The 15,747-nt window shown below is 74.6% G+C and carries 14 protein-coding genes and 1 riboswitch; of the genes, 5 read left to right on the forward strand and 9 right to left on the reverse strand.

The features are described from left to right. The first annotated feature begins 67 nt into the window (after positions 1-67). Positions 68-973 carry a LysR family transcriptional regulator gene (locus AC0GKK_RS01910; RefSeq protein WP_062394974.1) on the forward strand — a complete coding sequence of 302 codons (906 nt, stop codon included), beginning with the start codon at positions 68-70 and terminating at the stop codon, positions 971-973. 37 nt (positions 974-1,010) lie between these two features. Here AC0GKK_RS01910 and AC0GKK_RS01915 read toward each other — a convergent pair whose 3' ends face one another. Both AC0GKK_RS01915 and AC0GKK_RS01920 read right to left on the reverse strand, forming a co-directional pair. Further along, complete coding sequence (locus tag AC0GKK_RS01915) at positions 1,011-2,372, reverse strand: MFS transporter (protein ID WP_482637487.1); 1,362 nt, start codon at positions 2,370-2,372, stop codon at positions 1,011-1,013. A gap of 149 nt (positions 2,373-2,521) precedes the next feature. Further along, positions 2,522-3,178 carry a TetR/AcrR family transcriptional regulator gene (locus AC0GKK_RS01920; RefSeq protein ID WP_062394969.1) on the reverse strand — a complete coding sequence of 219 codons (657 nt, stop codon included), beginning with the start codon at positions 3,176-3,178 and terminating at the stop codon, positions 2,522-2,524. A gap of 142 nt (positions 3,179-3,320) precedes the next feature. Here AC0GKK_RS01920 and AC0GKK_RS01925 point away from each other — a divergent pair, with 142 nt between their 5' ends. Both AC0GKK_RS01925 and AC0GKK_RS01930 read left to right on the forward strand, forming a co-directional pair. Then, positions 3,321-4,253 carry a shikimate dehydrogenase gene (locus AC0GKK_RS01925; protein WP_482637486.1) on the forward strand — a complete coding sequence of 311 codons (933 nt, stop codon included), beginning with the start codon at positions 3,321-3,323 and terminating at the stop codon, positions 4,251-4,253. Between the two features lie 79 nt (positions 4,254-4,332). Then, positions 4,333-6,204, forward strand: a complete 1,872-nt coding sequence (locus tag AC0GKK_RS01930; RefSeq protein ID WP_489882998.1) for a sugar phosphate isomerase/epimerase and 4-hydroxyphenylpyruvate domain-containing protein — start codon at positions 4,333-4,335, stop codon at positions 6,202-6,204. An 86-nt stretch (positions 6,205-6,290) separates the two neighbouring features. On the opposite strand, the gene AC0GKK_RS01935 is transcribed toward AC0GKK_RS01930, so the two are convergent. Both AC0GKK_RS01935 and gcvP read right to left on the reverse strand, forming a co-directional pair. Next, a complete protein-coding gene (locus tag AC0GKK_RS01935; RefSeq protein WP_489882999.1) occupies positions 6,291-7,676 on the reverse strand; it encodes a chloride channel protein in 1,386 nt (461 codons plus the stop codon). Positions 7,677-7,729: 53 nt separating this feature from the next. Further along, positions 7,730-10,621, reverse strand: a complete 2,892-nt coding sequence (gcvP, locus tag AC0GKK_RS01940) for an aminomethyl-transferring glycine dehydrogenase (RefSeq protein ID WP_357545667.1) — start codon at positions 10,619-10,621, stop codon at positions 7,730-7,732. 168 nt (positions 10,622-10,789) lie between these two features. Continuing rightward, positions 10,790-10,884, reverse strand: a riboswitch (glycine riboswitch). 73 nt (positions 10,885-10,957) lie between these two features. Between gcvP and AC0GKK_RS01945 the strand changes: the two genes are divergently transcribed. After that, a complete protein-coding gene (locus AC0GKK_RS01945) occupies positions 10,958-11,257 on the forward strand; it encodes a YiaA/YiaB family inner membrane protein (RefSeq protein ID WP_489883000.1) in 300 nt (99 codons plus the stop codon). Between the two features lie 122 nt (positions 11,258-11,379). Here AC0GKK_RS01945 and AC0GKK_RS01950 read toward each other — a convergent pair whose 3' ends face one another. The 5 genes from AC0GKK_RS01950 to clsA all read right to left on the reverse strand — a co-directional run bounded on the left by AC0GKK_RS01950 (position 11,380) and on the right by clsA (position 14,896). Then, a complete protein-coding gene (locus AC0GKK_RS01950; RefSeq protein ID WP_083474081.1) occupies positions 11,380-11,958 on the reverse strand; it encodes a MerR family transcriptional regulator in 579 nt (192 codons plus the stop codon). A 273-nt stretch (positions 11,959-12,231) separates the two neighbouring features. Then, complete coding sequence (locus AC0GKK_RS01955) at positions 12,232-12,708, reverse strand: bifunctional nuclease family protein (protein WP_010224693.1); 477 nt, start codon at positions 12,706-12,708, stop codon at positions 12,232-12,234. A 383-nt stretch (positions 12,709-13,091) separates the two neighbouring features. Next, on the reverse strand, positions 13,092-13,544 hold the full coding sequence (gene garA / locus AC0GKK_RS01960) for a glycogen accumulation regulator GarA (protein ID WP_062394962.1): 453 nt from the start codon (positions 13,542-13,544) through the stop codon (positions 13,092-13,094). A gap of 184 nt (positions 13,545-13,728) precedes the next feature. Next, complete coding sequence (gene gcvH / locus AC0GKK_RS01965) at positions 13,729-14,121, reverse strand: glycine cleavage system protein GcvH (protein WP_062394959.1); 393 nt, start codon at positions 14,119-14,121, stop codon at positions 13,729-13,731. 10 nt (positions 14,122-14,131) lie between these two features. Then, positions 14,132-14,896 (reverse strand): cardiolipin synthase ClsA, encoded by a 765-nt coding sequence (clsA, locus tag AC0GKK_RS01970; protein ID WP_083474080.1) that lies wholly within the window; start codon positions 14,894-14,896, stop codon positions 14,132-14,134. A gap of 63 nt (positions 14,897-14,959) precedes the next feature. On the opposite strand from clsA, the gene AC0GKK_RS01975 reads away from it, so the two are divergent. Beyond that, on the forward strand, positions 14,960-15,487 hold the full coding sequence (locus AC0GKK_RS01975; RefSeq protein ID WP_062394956.1) for an OsmC family protein: 528 nt from the start codon (positions 14,960-14,962) through the stop codon (positions 15,485-15,487). The last annotated feature ends 260 nt before the right edge of the window (positions 15,488-15,747 follow it).

Genomic DNA, 15,747 nt, shown 5'->3' on the forward strand with positions numbered 1-15,747 from the left:
GACGGCGGCCGTACCGGTGACCAGGACCGATGGATGCAGGTCGGCGTGACCTCTAGGGTCACGGTTCGTGGAGCTGTTCCATCTGCGGTACTTCCTCGCCGTTGCCGACGAGCTGAACCTGACCCGGGCGGCGGCCCGGCTGCACCTGGCCGCGTCGCCGTTGTCGCGGCGGGTCCGCGACCTGGAGCGGGAGCTCGGCGCGCCGCTGTTCACCCGGTCCGCGCGCGGGATGGCGCTCACCGCGGCCGGACGGGCGCTGCTGCCGCGGGCCCGCGACATCGTGGCCCGGGTGGAGGCGCTGCCCGGCGCGCTGGCCGCCGCGGACGGGCACCCGGTCGTCGTCGTGGGGATGGCGCCGGACGTGACCGCGGCGGTCCGCGACGGGTTCCTGGAACGGCTGCGGGCCGCCCGCCCGGAGCTGGCGGTGCGGATCCGGCCCGGGACCAGCGCGGAGCTGGCCCGTGCGGTCGCCCGCCGCGAGCTGGACCTGGCGTTCCTGCACGGCGGGAGCGACGACCCCGGGCTGACCGTGCGGCGGGTGGACACCCGGCCTGCCGCCGTCGCCGTCGGGCACGGGCGCGGCTTCGACGACCGCACCGAGGTCCGCCTCGAGGAGCTGGCGGAGCTGCCGTACGTGTCCATCCGCTACGACGCCGCGCCGGCGGTCTACCGGGCCACCGGCGAGCTGCTCGCCCGGCACGGCGTGCACCGGCGGATCGAGCTCGACACCCACAACCCGGGCGACCTCACCCACGTCGTGGCGGCCGGGGAGGCGTTCACACTGGTCGGACTGGGGTCCGGCGCCACGCACAAGGCGTTCGTCGGGGAGCCGGTGCACGTGCTGCCGGTGACCGGGGCGCAGGTGCGGCTGGGCACCGACGCGGTGTGGCGCGGTGACCGGGCCGCCGACCCCGGCGACGTCGTCGGCGTACTGGCGGCCGCGGCCGGGACGCCGACGGGCCCCGTGGCGTGATGCCACGGGGCCCGGCTGCGGGACGGGTGCGGTCGGGTCAGACGCGGGCCGGGGCCCGGTCACGGGCCTCGAAACCGGCCTCGATCTCGTCGAGGGACAGGTGCGCGGTCTCCCGGGCCGACCAGGCCGACGCCGCCGCGACCAGGCAGATCACACCGCCGAACACGGCGACCGGCAGCCAGCCGCTGACGCTGTTCTCGGCCAGGGCTGCGGCGATGGTGGGGGCGAAACCGCCGAACGCGAAGCCGATCTGGGTGCCGACGGCCATACCCGTCAGGCGGACCTTGGCCGGGAACATCTCGCCGTAGAACGAGGGCCACACGCCGTTGGCGGCGCTGTAGACGATCCCCGACAGCAGGATGCCCGCGCCGAAGACCAGCAGGACCACCCCGGTGGACACGGCCCACAGGTAGGCGGCGAGCAGCACCGCGCTGCCCAGCGCGCCCGCGATGAACACCGGGCGCCGCCCGATCCGGTCGGCGAGCGTGGCGAACAGCGGGATGGCGGCGAGGGCGACCACGTTGGCGCTCACGACGACCCACAGCATGGTCGAGCGCTCCAGGCCGACGGTGTTGACCGCGAACGACAGCGCGAACACCGTCATCAGGGTGCTGACCGAGGCCACCGTCGCGGCGAGGGTGACACGCAGCAGGTTCGGCCAGTGGCCGCGGAACAGCGCGGCGATCGGGAGCTCGTCCTTCGCCTTCGGTGCGCCCTCGGCGTCGGCGACCTCGGTGGTGAACACCGGGGTCTCGTGCAGCGTCCGCCGGATCAGCACACCGGCGACCATCACCAGCACGCTCGCCCAGAACGGCACCCGCCAGCCCCAGGACAGCAGCGCGTCCTCGGGCAGCAGCGCGATCGGCAGGAACACCGCGGTCGCGATGATCTGCCCGCCCTGGGTGCCGGACAGGGTGAAGCTGGTGAAGAACGCGCGGCGGCCCTGCGGGGAGTGCTCCAGCGTCATCGAGTTCGCGCCGGCCTGCTCACCGCCCGCGGACAGGCCCTGCAGCAGCCGGCAGGTCACCAGCAGCGCCGGGGCGAGCACCCCGACCTGGCCGTAGGTGGGCAGGAAGCCGATCGCCAGCGTCGCGACCCCCATCATCATCAGGGTCGCGACCAGCACCTTCTTGCGCCCCAGCCGGTCACCGATGTGACCGAAGAGCACCGCACCGAGCGGGCGAGCGACGTAGCCGAAGCCGAAGGTGGCCAGCGACAGCAGCGTGCCGGCGACCGGGCTGGAGTCGGGGAAGAACACCTTGTTGAACACCAGCGCCGCGGCGGTGCCGTAGATGAAGAAGTCGTAGTACTCCAGGGCGCTGCCGATCCACGCGGCCAGGGCGGCACGTGTCGGTTGCGCCTGCGGCGCGGTGGGCGCGGCGGACGGTTGCTGGCTCACGGTGGCTCCCGGCGTGTGCGACGTTGCAGGCACTGGTGTGGACGACGGCTCCCGGGCGGCGGGCCGCTCGCTTATGTACCGTCTGGTTACGTACCGAATAGTGAGTTGCGCGGCGACACCTGTCAAGAGCCGGAGGGACGCCGGTCCCGTCAGTCCTGTCCGACGCGGGCGGTCAGGTACTCCACCACCAGGTCACCGACCATGCGGCGGTAGTGCGCCCGGCGGGCCGGGTCCAGCAGGTCGCGGCCGAAGATGGCCGAGACGGTGTGCCGGTTGGCCACCCGGAACACGCAGAACGAGCTGATCAGCACGTGGACGTCGAAGGCGTCGACGTCGTCGCGGAACATGCCGGTCTCCCGGCCGCGGGCGAGGATCGGCTCCAGCACTCCGACCGCGGGCCCGGCCAGCCCCTCGCGCACCGGGGAGGACCGCAGGTGCTCGGCGTGGTGGATGTTCTCGATCGCCACCAGCCGGATGAAGTCCGGGTGCGCCTCGTGGTGGTCGAAGGTGAGCTCGGCGACCGCACGCACCGCACGCGCCGGATTGAGGTCCGACACCGACAGCTGCTGCTCCAGTGCCCGGATCCCGGCGTAGGCCCGTTCGAGAACGGCCAGGTAGAGACCCTGCTTCGAGCCGAAGTAGTAGTAGAGCATCCGCTTGGTGGTCCGGGTGCGCGCAGCGATCTCGTCGACCCGTGCCCCGGCCAGTCCCCGGTCGGCGAACTCCGCGGTCGCCTCGTCCAGGATCTCGGTGCGGGTGCGCTCGGCGTCGCGCTGCCGGACGCCGTCCTCCGGTGCCGCTGCCACTGCGGTCCCCCTCCGCCGGTCCGCGCCGCCGGGATCCCGGCGGCGTCCCCGGACTCTACGGATCACCGGCCGTCTCCCCTGGCCGATCCGTCCGTCGTCCGGTACAACTAACCGTACGGTACATAGATCCGAGGAGGGATCCGTGCGGAGCAGCAGCGAGACCCGGCGCGACACCGACGCCACCGGAACCGGCACACGGGTGCGGACGGGGTTGATCGGCGCCGGCATCGGTCCGTCGCTGTCGCCTGCCCTGCACGAGCGCGAGGGCGCCGCGCACGGCCTGGATCTGACCTACCGGCGCTTCGACCTCGACGTCCTCGGGGTCGCACCGGACGGCGTCGGCGACCTGCTCCGCCGGGCCCGCGCCCAGGGCCACGCGGGACTCAACATCACCCATCCCTGCAAGCAGCGCGTGATCGGCCACCTCGACGCCCTCGCCCCGGACGCCGCCGCCGTCGGCGCGGTCAACACCGTCGTCATCGGCACGGACGGGTCGATGACCGGGCACAACACCGACTGGACCGGGTTCCGCGACGGCTGGCGGGCCGGGCTGCCCGGCGCCGCGACGGACCGGGTCGTGCTGCTGGGCGCCGGGGGCGCCGGCGCCGCGGCCGCCTACGCCATGGCCCGCGAGGGTGTCGCCGTCCTGCAGGTCGTCGACGTCGACGGGGACCGCGCCGCCGCGCTCGCCGCGTCGGTGACCCCGCACCTGGCCCCCGGCGCGCAGGCCACCGGGCACCCGTCGCCGGAGCTGGCCGCGCTGCTCCCCGGCGCCGACGGCCTCGTGCACGCCACACCGGTGGGGATGGCCGAGCACCCCGGCCTGCCGTTCGACCCCGCGCTGCTCGCGACCCGCCCGTGGGTCGCCGAGATCGTCTACCGGCCGCTGGACACCGCGCTGCTGCGTGCCGCGCGCGCCGCGGGCTGCCGCACCGTCGACGGCGGCGCGATGGCGGTGCACCAGGCCGCGGAGGCGTTCCGTCTGTTCACCGGCGTCGCACCGGATCCGGCGCGGATGCTCGCCCACCTCGCCGAGCTGATCACCGCCGAGCAGGAGGCCGCCCGTGTCGCCTGAGACCGCACCCGCCGGAACCGTGCCCACCGCAACCGTGCCCACCGCAACCGTGCCCACCGCAACCGTGCCCACCGCAACCGTGCCCACCGCAACCCCGGCCACCGGGACCGCGCGCCTGTCCCTGGCCACGGTCTGCCTGTCCGGCACGCTGGAGGACAAGCTCGCCGCCGCCGCGATCGCCGGGTTCGACGGCGTCGAGATCTTCGCGCCGGACCTGCTCGCCGACCCGGGGTCCCCGGCGGCGATCGGCGCCCGCTGCCGCGACCTGGGCCTGTCGGTGGACCTCTACCAGCCGCTGCGCGACATCGACTCGACCGACCCCGACCGGTTCGCGGCGAACCTGCGCCGCGCGGACGCGACCTTCGAGGTCATGGCGGGGCTCGGCGCCGACACCGTGCTGGTGTGCTCCTCGGTGTCCCCCGACGCCGTCGACCCCGCCGCCGACGCCGACCTGCTCGCCGCCCAGCTGCACACCCTCGCCGCCCGCGCCCACGAGCGCGGGCTGCGCATCGCCTACGAGGCGCTCGCCTGGGGCAGGCACGTCGACACCTGGGACGCCTCCTGGGACGCCGTGCGCGCCGCCGACCACCCCGCGCTCGGCCTCTGCCTGGACTCCTTCCACGTCCTGGCCCGCGGCTCGGACCCGGCCCCGATCGCCGAGGTCCCCGGCGGGAAGCTGTTCTTCCTGCAGCTCGCCGACGCCCGGGAGCTGTCGATGGACGTGCTGTCCTGGAGCCGTCACCACCGGCTGTTCCCCGGTCAGGGCGGGTTCGACCTGCCCGCGTTCCTCGCCCCGGTGCTGGCGGCCGGGTACGCCGGGCCGCTGTCGCTGGAGGTGTTCAACGACGTCTTCCGCCAGTCCGACCCGGTCCGCACCGCCGTCGACGCCCGCCGCTCGCTGATCGCCCTCGCCGAGGCCACCGCGCTGGCCGGGGCCGGGACGGACCCGGTCGCCACCGCGGCGCCGTCCCTCGACGGGACCGCGTTCGTCGAGCTGACCGCGGGCCCGGAGCTGGGCCGGGTGCTGCGTGCACTGGGGTTCAGCCGTACCGGGGTGCACCGCACCAAGCAGGTGGAGCGCTTCGAGCAGGGCGGTGCCCGGCTGCTCGTCAACGCGGCGGGCACCGGGTCCGGTGCGGTCGCGGCGATCGCCGTCGAGACCCCCGACCCGGACGCCTCCGCGCGCCGCGCAGCCCGGCTCTGTGCCTCCCCGGTCCCCCGCGCGACCGGGCCGGAGGAGGCCGAGTTCGCCGAGATCCCCGCACCGGACGGAACGGCGCTGTTCCTGTGCCGCACCTCCGGCGACGCGGGCCCGGACGCCACGCACGGCCCTGCCTGGCCGCACGACTTCGTCGGCGTCGACGAAGCGCCGGCCCCCGGGACCGGGATCACCGGGATCGACCACGTCGGCCTGACCCAGCCCTACGACGCGTTCGACGAGGCGGTGCTGTTCCACCGTGCCGTCCTCGGCCTGGACCCGGTCGGCGACGGGGAGTACGCGGCCCCGTTCGGGCTGGTCCGCAGCCGGGCACTCGCCGACCCCCGGCGCCGGGTCCGGCTCGCGCTGACCGTGTCGGTGCTGCGTCGCGGGGACTGGAGCCCGGCCGTCGCCGACCCGCAGTACGTGGCCCTGGCCTGCGACGACGTGCTCGCCACCGCGGCCGCGGCACGGGCCGCCGGGGTGCCGCTGCTCGCGGTGCCCGCCAACTACCACGACGACCTGGCCGCCCGGCTCGACCTGCCCGCGGACACCGTCGCCGCCTACCGGGAGCTCGGGGTCCTGCACGACCGCGACGCGCACGGCGACTACCTGCAGGTCTGCACCGAGCTGCTCGGCGGACGGCTGTTCCTCGCCCTGGTGCAGCGCACCGGCACGCACGACGGGCACGGCTGGCCGGACGCCCCGGTCCGGATGGCGGCCCACCGCCGGTCCCGGCTCGCCCGTGGCTGAGCGGTCCCGCCGGCGTCGCGGCCGTCGTCGGGGAGGTCCCGGCCCCGCGCACGCCGCCCCGCTGCCGGGGACCTGATCGCCCGGTCTCAGGTCGACTGCTCCGGCGACGGCTGCGCGGCCAGGCGCGCCGAGTAGATCGAGTACCCGTCGAGCCACCGGGCCACCGCGGTCGCCACCAGCGTCGCGGCGACCAGCGGGACGGCGATCCCGAACCCGGTGCCGGTCAGCTCCAGCACCAGCACGAGGCCGGCCAGCGGCGCCTGCATCCCGGCCCCGATCATCGCGGCCGCCCCGACCAGGGCGAACGTGCCGACCGGGGTGCCCGGCCACAGCGCCGACCAGGCCCCGCCGAGCGCGGCCCCGAGCACCGCGCCGGTGCACAGCGTCGGGGTGAACAGTCCGCCGGACGCGCCACTGCCCAGGCACATCGCCGTCACCAGCGGCTTCAGCACGGCCAGCGCCGCGAACAGCAGCAGCGCCCCGCCGCCGAGGAAGGCCTGCTCGGCCAGGTCCGCGCCGTTGCCGTAGAGCTGCGGGAACGCCAGCCCGGCGACACCGAGCAGCCCGAACGCGACGACCGGGGCGGCGATCCGCCACCACGTCCGCCGGGGCCCGTGGTGGGACACGAACCCGATCAGCCGGACCCAGACGGTCGCGAGCACCCCGATCAGCACGCCCGCGGGCACCGCCCACACCAGCAGCGACGGCGTCGTCGCCGGGACCGGGAGGCCCGGGTAGACCGGCCCGGCGGGCAGGTACAGCCAGGCGACGACGGTGGCGGTCGCGGTACAGGCCAGCGCGGGCAGCACCACCGGCAGCCGCACGGTGCCGACGAGCACCTCGGCGGTGAACAGCGCCCCGCCCAGCGGCACGTCGTAGACGCAGGCCAGCCCGGCGCCCGCGCCGCAGGCGACCAGCAGCCGTCGCTGCTCGAGCGACAGCCCGCCCCAGCCGGCCAGGACCGCGCCCCACACCCCGCCCATCAGCTTGGGCGCGGCCTCCCGGCCGAGCGAGGCTCCCAGCCCGACGACGATCTCCGACAGCGCCGCGGTGCCGGTGCTGCGGCGCACCCCGAGCCGCGCGTCGCCGGTCCAGATCGCGTCGTCGACGTCGGTGCGGCCGGGCACGAACCGACGCAGCAGGTACCCGCCGACCCCGGCGACGAGCCCCGCCACCAGCAACGGCCACACCCGGCCCCAGGCGTCGGCCCGCTCGACCGCCGCCTGGAACCCCTCCGCCGCCCCGGACCCCCAGGCCCACTCCGACACCGCGTGCAGCAGCGCCATCAGGACGATCCCGGACAGCCCGGCGGCGACGCCGGTCGCGACGAGCAGCAGCCAGAACCGGACGGTCAGCGGCGATGCACCGTCACCGGTGACGTTGGGCTGGTCGGTGGCGGCCCGCTTCGACCCGACGCGCGTCCGCAGGACGGGGGCGGGGACCCGCAGGCGCTCACTCGGTCGGCGTGACACGCCACCATGATCCCCGCCCTGTCCGGACATTCGTCCGGGGGGCCGGTGCCGGCTCAGGCGAAGGCGTCCGGCGGCGGGCAGGAACAGACCAGGTTCCGGTCGCCGTGGGCGCCGTCGATCCGGCGCACCGGAGGCCACACCTTCCGGTCGTGCACCCCCGGGGTGACCCCGGTCGGGTACGCGGCCAGCTCCCGCGGGTACGGGTGGTCCCACTTGTCGTCGGCCAGGCAGGCCGCGGTGTGCGGGGCGTTCCGCAGCGGGTTGTCCTCGGCGGGCCACTCCCCCGCGGCGACCCGGTCGATCTCGCCGCGGATCGACACCATCGCGGCGACGAACCGCTCGATCTCCGCGAGGTCCTCGGACTCGGTGGGCTCGACCATCAGCGTCCCGGCCACCGGGAAGGACATGGTCGGGGCGTGGATGCCGTGGTCGATGAGCCGCTTGGCGACGTCGTCGACGGTCACCCCGGTCTCCTTGGTCAGCGTGCGCAGGTCGAGGATGCACTCGTGGGCGACCGTGCCGTCGGCGCCCGCGTAGAGCACCGGGAAGTGCTCCCGCAGCCGGGTGGCGACGTAGTTGGCGGCCGCCACCGCGGTGAGCGTGGCGCGGCGCATCCCGTCCAGGCCCATCATCCGCAGGTAGGCCCAGGAGATCGGCAGGACGCCGGGCGAGCCGTGGCGGGCGGCCGACACCGGGCCGACGCCGCCGTCGGACCGGGGTGTGCGCCCGGGCAGGAACGGCGCCAGGTGCTCGGCCACCGCGACCGGGCCGACGCCGGGCCCGCCGCCGCCGTGCGGGATGCAGAAGGTCTTGTGCAGGTTGAGGTGGCTGACGTCGCCGCCGAAGGCCCCCGGGCGGGCGACCCCGACGAGCGCGTTGAGGTTGGCGCCGTCGACGTAGACCTGGCCGCCGGCGGCGTGCACCGCGGCGCACACGTCGCGGACCCCGGCCTCGTAGACGCCGTGCGTCGACGGGTAGGTGATCATCAGCGCGGCGAGCCGGTCGCCGTGCTCGGCGATCTTCGCGTGCAGGTCGTCGAGGTCGACGTCGCCGCCCGGTGCGGTCCCGACGACGACCACCCGCAGCCCGGCCATGATCGCCGAGGCGGCGTTGGTGCCGTGCGCGGAAGCCGGGATCAGGCAGACGTCGCGGTCGGTCGCCCCGCGGCTGCGGTGGTACGCGGCGATGGCGAGCAGGCCGGCGAGCTCGCCCTGGCTGCCCGCGTTGGGCTGCAGCGACACCGCGGCGTAGCCGGTGAGGTCGGCCAGCCAGGTCTCCAGCTGGTCGATCATCTCCCGGGTGCCTGCGGTGTCGGACTCCGGCGCGAGCGGGTGCAGGTCGGCGAACTGCGGCCAGGTCACCGCCTCCATCTCGGCGGCGGCGTTGAGCTTCATGGTGCACGAGCCCAGGGGGATCATCGTGCGGTCCAGCGCGAGGTCGGCGTCGGCGAGGCGGCGCAGCCAGCGCATCAGGGCGGTCTCGGACCGGAACTCGTGGAACGTCGGGTGTGTGAGGTACTCGCTCGCGCGGCGCAGACCCGCGGGCAGCGCGTCGGCGGTGTCCCCGTCGAGCGCGGCCACGTCCACCCCGGTGACGCCGAACGACGCCCACACGGCGTGCAGGTGCGCCACGGTGGTGATCTCCGAGGTGGCGACGCCGACCTCGTCGTCCGAGGCGCGGCGCAGCGCGATCCCGGCGTCGTGCGCGGCGGCGACGACGGCGTCGGCGCGGCCGGGGACGCGGGCGAGCACGGAGTCGAAGAACGCGTCGTGGACGATCTCCACCCCGCCCGAGCGCAGACCTGCGGCGAGCACCGCGGCCATCCGGTGGGTGCGGGTGGCGATGTCGCGCAGCCCGTCCGGGCCGTGGTGCACCCCGTAGCAGGCGGCCATGACCGCGAGCAGGACCTGCGCGGTGCAGATGTTGGAGGTGGCCTTCTCCCGGCGGATGTGCTGCTCGCGGGTCTGCAGCGCCAGCCGCAGGGCGTAGTGGCCGTCGGCGTCGCGGGAGACCCCGACGAGGCGTCCCGGCAGCTGACGGGCGTGGCGCTGCCCGACCGAGAGGTAGCCCGCGTGCGGGCCGCCGAAGCCGAGCGGCACCCCGAAACGCTGGGTGGACCCGACCGCGGCGTCCGCGCCGAACTCCCCGGGCGGGGTGAGCAGGGTCAGGGCCAGCAGGTCCGCCGCGACGGCGACGAGTGCCCCGCGCCCGTGCGCGGCCTCGACCAGCGCCGACGGGTCGGCGACCCGTCCCGACGCGCCCGGGTAGGACAGCAGCATCCCGAAGAACTCGCCCTCGGGCAGCACGCCGTCGGCGAGGTCGGCGACGACCAGCTCGATGCCGAGCGGCTCGGCGCGGGTGCGCAGCACGTCCACGGTCTGCGGCAGCGTGTCGGCGTCGACGACGAACCGCGGGCTGCTCGAGCGGTTGGCCCGGCGCAGCAGCGTCATCGCCTCGGCGGCGGCGGTGGCCTCGTCGAGCAACGAGGCGCCGGCGACCGGGAGCCCGGTCAGGTCGGACACCATCGTCTGGAAGGTCAGCAGGGCCTCGAGCCTGCCCTGGCTGATCTCGGGCTGGTACGGCGTGTACGCGGTGTACCAGGCCGGGTTCTCCAGCACGTTCCGGCGGATCACCGACGGGGTGCGGGTGCCGTGGTAGCCGTAGCCGATCATCGGGACGGTGACGGTGTTGCGCCCGGCCAGCTCGCGCAGCTCGGCCAGCATCTCGGTCTCGCCGACCGGCGCGGGCAGCGAGGCACCGACCGGTGCGTCGTCGCGGATGGTGTCGGGCAGCGCGCGGGCGGCGAGCGCGTCGAGGGAGTCGACGCCCAGCACCTCCAGCATCCGGGCCAGGTCGTCGGGGCGGGGCCCGATGTGGCGCTCGGCGAACGGGAGTCCCCGCTCCAGCTCGGCGAGGGTGGGACGGTGCTCGGACGTCGGGCTCACGGCGCCTCCGGAGGTCGTCGGGCGGATCGGGGCAGGGCGACTGGCCCCTTCCCCTCTGTCCGTACCCGCAGACCGGGCGCCTGAGAGATTCACCGGAGGCTTCCGGCTTTCCCCGTCGGCGGACGGGCGCCCCGCGTGCGTGTGCGGCCCGTCGCTTTCCAGAGGCGCCTCGACCGCGCGGTCCGTGTGCCTGAGAGATTCCGGGAAGGGGTTGCTCCTTCGGCGCCCGGGCTCGTTCCCCGGGGCTCTCCCGCGCGGCGTCGACGACTACTGGGCCAGCCTACCTGCGTAGTTCTGCGGCGTCGCCGCCTGCGCCGGCTCGTCACACTTCCTGCCATGTCGAACACCAGCGCTCCGAACACCACCCCGGCCACCACCGCCGCGTTCCACGCGCAGGCGATGCTGTCCTTCGGCGTCTCGCTCGCGGCCGTCGTCGTCGGAACCGTCTACCTGCCCGTCGACGGGTGGGTGAAGGCGTTCCTCGCCATCGCCGTGCTGTACGCGATCACCTCGGCGTTCACCCTGGCGAAGTGCGTACGGGACCGGCAGGACAGCCTGACCGTGGTCAACCGGGTCGACCAGGCACGGATGGAGAAGCTGCTGGCCGAGCACGACCCGTTCCGCGCCGTCGCGTAGGCCTGCCGGAGCGGCGCATCGACACCGCCGCGTAGGCCTGCCGGAGCGGCGCATCGACACCGCCGCGTAGGCCTGCCGGAGCGGCGCATCGACACCGTCGCGTAGGCCTGCCGGAGCGGGAGTCAGGAGATCGCGCGGCGTGCGCGGCGGCGGGCCAGCTCGTCCTCGGGGGCCTCGTCGACGGTGCCGCCGTCGGCGCGCTCGGCCGGGAAGTCCTTGATGACGCCGGAGATCTCGCGCATCGCCCCGGACACCGCGATCCCGAACACGCCCTGGCCGCCCTGCAGCAGGTCGACAACCTCCTCCGGGGAGGTGCACTCGTAAACGGTGGTGCCGTCGGAGAACAGGGTGATGCCGGCCAGGTCGCGGATCCCGCGCCGGCGCAGGTGCTCGACGGCGATCCGGATGTTCTGCAACGAGACACCGGCGTCGAGCAGCCGCTTCACGATCTTGAGGACGAGGACGTCCTTGAAGGAGTACAGCCGCTGGCTGCCCGATCCGGCGGCGCCGCGGATCGACGGCACGACCAGGCCGGTACGGGCCCAGTAGTCCAGCTGCCGGTAGGTGATGCCGACGACCTGACACGCGGTCGGCCCGCGGAAGCCGACCAGGCGGTCGGTCACCCCGTCGAGCCCCTCACCGACGAGCGGGTCCGGGAACAGCTCTCCCTGACCCGACCCCTCGGGTGGTGGCGTCTGCACCGCGCGGTCTCCCTCGGTCGGGACCGTGGCCCTCCTCTACCATGTGACTCTGGGTAGTGGGTGAGTTCCACGGATGTCATCAGTCGTGATGACGGTAGGCCCAGTGGTCGAGGTGGTCAACGCGGCTCGCCGACCCGGGCGTACCGGACACCCGCCCGGGTTGCCGGGTACGGAGGACGTACAGCCGCCGAACGGTTGGTGACGTCGGTGAACGGTCGGACCGCGGTTCATCCGGTTCCACCGTCGGGTGACGGCGGTGGTCACCCGGACGGATCAGCCCGGCTGGGCCCCGCGGAAGTCCTCCGGCGACACGGAGTCGAGGAACTCGCGGAACTTCTCGACCTCGTCCTCCTGCTCGTCGGGGATGACCAGACCCGCCTCGGCGAGGACGCTCTCGTCGGCGTGCACCGGGACACCGGTCCGCAGCGCCAGCGCGATCGAGTCGCTCGGCCGCGCGGACACCGTGACGCCGCCGTCGAAGATCAGCTCGGCGTAGAAGGTGCCCTCCTGCAGGTCGGTCACCCGCACCTGCTCGAGCCGCCGCCCGAGTGCCCCGATCACGTCCTTGAGCAGGTCGTGGGTCAGCGGCCGCGCGGGCTTGACCCCCTGCTGCTCCAGGGCGATCGCCGTCGCCTCCACCGATCCGATCCAGATCGGGAGGTATCGGTCGCCGTTCGTCTCCCGCAGCAGCAGGATCGGCTGGTTCGCCGGAAGTTCGACCCGGACGCCCACGACGCGCATCTCGCTCATCAGCCCGCCTCCCCGGCCCTGTCGGGCCTGTCGGGCCACCCGGGTGGACACGCCACCCCGGCCGCCCTGATCGCCTTGCTCGCCCTGACCCGTGCGGCGGACCCGACGGGCTCCGTGTCGTTGCCACCGCACTGCCACCGACACCTGATGACGCTACACGGCGGTCCGCCCCGACGCGCGCCTCCGGACGGGGAGTGACGGGGTCCGTTCGACGATCGTCACACGCCCGTCGCGCACGGCGTGTCGGCTCGACACCCGACGGTCCCCGTGCGCGCAGAAAGCCCGTCGCACCAGGGGTACGGGGGCACCCCCCGGCCGCGACGGGCCGGTCGTACGCGGGGGTCCGTGAGCGGCATCCGGGACGCCGCGGCACGGACCCGCGGTCAGCCCTGGGCGCCCGGCTCGCGGGGCCCGGTCAGGAAGACCAGTCGGAACTTGCCGATCTGCACCTCGTCGCCGTTGGCGAGCACCGCCGTGTCGACCGGCTCGCGGTTGACGTAGGTGCCGTTGAGGCTGCCGACGTCCACCACGACGAACTCACCGGCGTCGCGGCGGAACTCCGCGTGCCGCCGGGAGACGGTGACGTCGTCGAGGAAGATGTCGCTGTCGGGGTGCCGGCCGGCGCTGGTGGTCGGCACGTCCAGCAGGAAGCGCGAGCCGGCGTTCGGACCGCGCCGGACGACGAGCAGCGCCGACCCGGCGGGAAGCCCGTCGACACCCGAGACGGCGGGCTCGGCGGCCGGCTGCTCGACGTCGGCGAGGAAGTCCGCCCGGAAGACCGACGTGGTCTCCGGTGCGCGCTCCGGTGGCACGTCGCGCGGGTCGTTCGTGGTCACCTCGGGGACTCCTCCTCGCGGATGCGGTACCCGGACGGCGTCCGGGCGGTCAGGGCTGTTGCGGGGCCGGTGTCCCGGTCCCTTCCGGACGGCACGTCCAGGGGATGTGAACCTACCGGTCGGAGCGGCCGGGGCGATACGGAGGTCGGCGCGCCGTGCCGCGTGGTGCGGCGGGCGGGCCGGCTCAGGCGCCGTCGGACAGCTGGCGGTAGGCCTCGGCGTCGAGCAGACCGTCGAGCGAGGCCCCCTCGGCCAGGCGGATCTCGACGATCCACCCGTCGCCGTAGGGGGCGGAGTTCACCAGCTCCGGACCGGCGTCCAGCCCGTCGTTCACGGCGACGACCTCGCCGCCGACCGGGGCGTAGATGTCCGACACCGACTTGGTCGACTCGACCTCGCCCATGGCGTCGCCCGCGGCGAGGGTGTCGCCGACGGCCGGCAGCTGCACGAAGACGACGTCACCGAGCTGCGACTGGGCGTGGTCGGTGATGCCGACCCGGACCACCCCGTCCCCGCTGCGGCGCACCCACTCGTGGGCCTCGGTGTAGGACAGGTCCGACGGAATCTCCGAGCTCACGCCGGGGAGCCTATCCCCCGGCGCCGCCGTGATCGAACCGGGTCGACGGGGCCGGGACGCCCGGCGCCGGGCGCCGCAGCGCCAGCCGGAACTGGGCCAGGTACAGCAGCCCGGACCACAGGTAGAGGGCCACGCCCCAGATGGCGAAGGCGTTCGCGACGACGCCGACCACGGCCTCGGCGGGCGAGGGACCGTCGCCGAGCAGGAGCAGCGGGAAGGCGTAGAGCAGGACGAAGGTGGCGGCCTTGCCGAGGTAGACGACCTCGAAGGGGCCGTAGCCGCGGTGGCGCAGCACGAACACGCAGACGGCGAGGACGACGTCGCGGGCCACCAGCGCGACCACCGCCCACCACGGCACGATGTCGCGCGCGGCCAGCCCGACCAGCGCGGCCAGGATGTAGAGGCGGTCCACGGCCGGGTCGAGCATGGCGCCGAACCGGCTGAACTGGTCCAGGACGCGGGCGAGCTTGCCGTCGAGCCAGTCGGTGAACCCGCCGATCGCCAGCACCGCGACGGCCCAGCCGTCGGCCTCCGGGCCGAGCATCAGCCACAGGAACAGCGGTACCCCGGCGAGGCGCAGCATGCTGAGCGCGTTCGGGACCGTCCAGAGCCGGTCGTCGTCGGTGGGCGGGCCGACGGTGTCGTGCACCGAGTCCCGGACGGTGTCGCGCACCGTGTCCCGGACGGTGTCACGGGCCTCGCGGACCGAGTCGGCGGCCTCGCGGGCGCTGCGGCGCACCGCGGCCGCCCGTCCGGTGTCGCTCTCCCCGCCCACACCGGGCACCCTAGTCGTCGGGTCGGGATGTGCGGGTCGCCCCGTCGGGGTGAGGATGGGGACATGACCGACACCAACATCTCCCTGCGCGACATCCAGGCCCCCCTCAAACAGCAGTACCGCGACGACCCGGAGTCGGCGGTCATCACCCTGAAGGCGGACGGCGAGCTCGGCTCCGGTGTGGCGTGCAAGGTCTCGACCGGCCAGGCGATGGCCGAGGCGGGCCTGCACCCGGCAACCGGTGGCGACGGCACCCAGCTGTGCTCGGGCGACATGCTGCTGGAAGCGCTGGTGGCCTGTGCCGGGGTGACCCTGCGCGCGGTGGCCACCGCGCTGGAGCTCGAGGTGCTCGGCGCCGTGCGCGCCGAGGGCGACCTCGACTTCCGCGGAACCCTCGGCGTCGCGAAGGACGCCCCGGTCGGTTTCCGGGAGATCCGCCTGTCCTTCGACGTCGACATCCGCGACGGCGGCGCGCCCGCCGCCGAGGACAAGGTCGCGACCCTGGTGAAGCTGACCGAGCGGTACTGCGTCGTCCTGCAGACGATCCAGGGCAGCGCGACCACCTCGGTCGCGGTCAACCCGGCCGCCTGACCCGCGGGCAGCACGCCGGAAGGTGACCACCCGGACACCGGGTGCCACCGCCGTCCGGCGTGCACCGGACAGCGCCGAACGGCCGTAGGTCCTGGTCGGACCGGGTCTGTCGATCCCGGTCGCCCGCCGGTGGCGATCCGCTCGTCGCGTGTCACCGTCGGTTCGGCGCCCCACACGCTCCGGGCTCTCCGGTCCCCGCCGGGGGCCTCCGTACGGTTGATCCGTCCAGGAGTTCGTGACGGGGTGTGCCCGGCGCCGCG

Source organism: Pseudonocardia sp. P-1, from assembly GCF_058111925.1.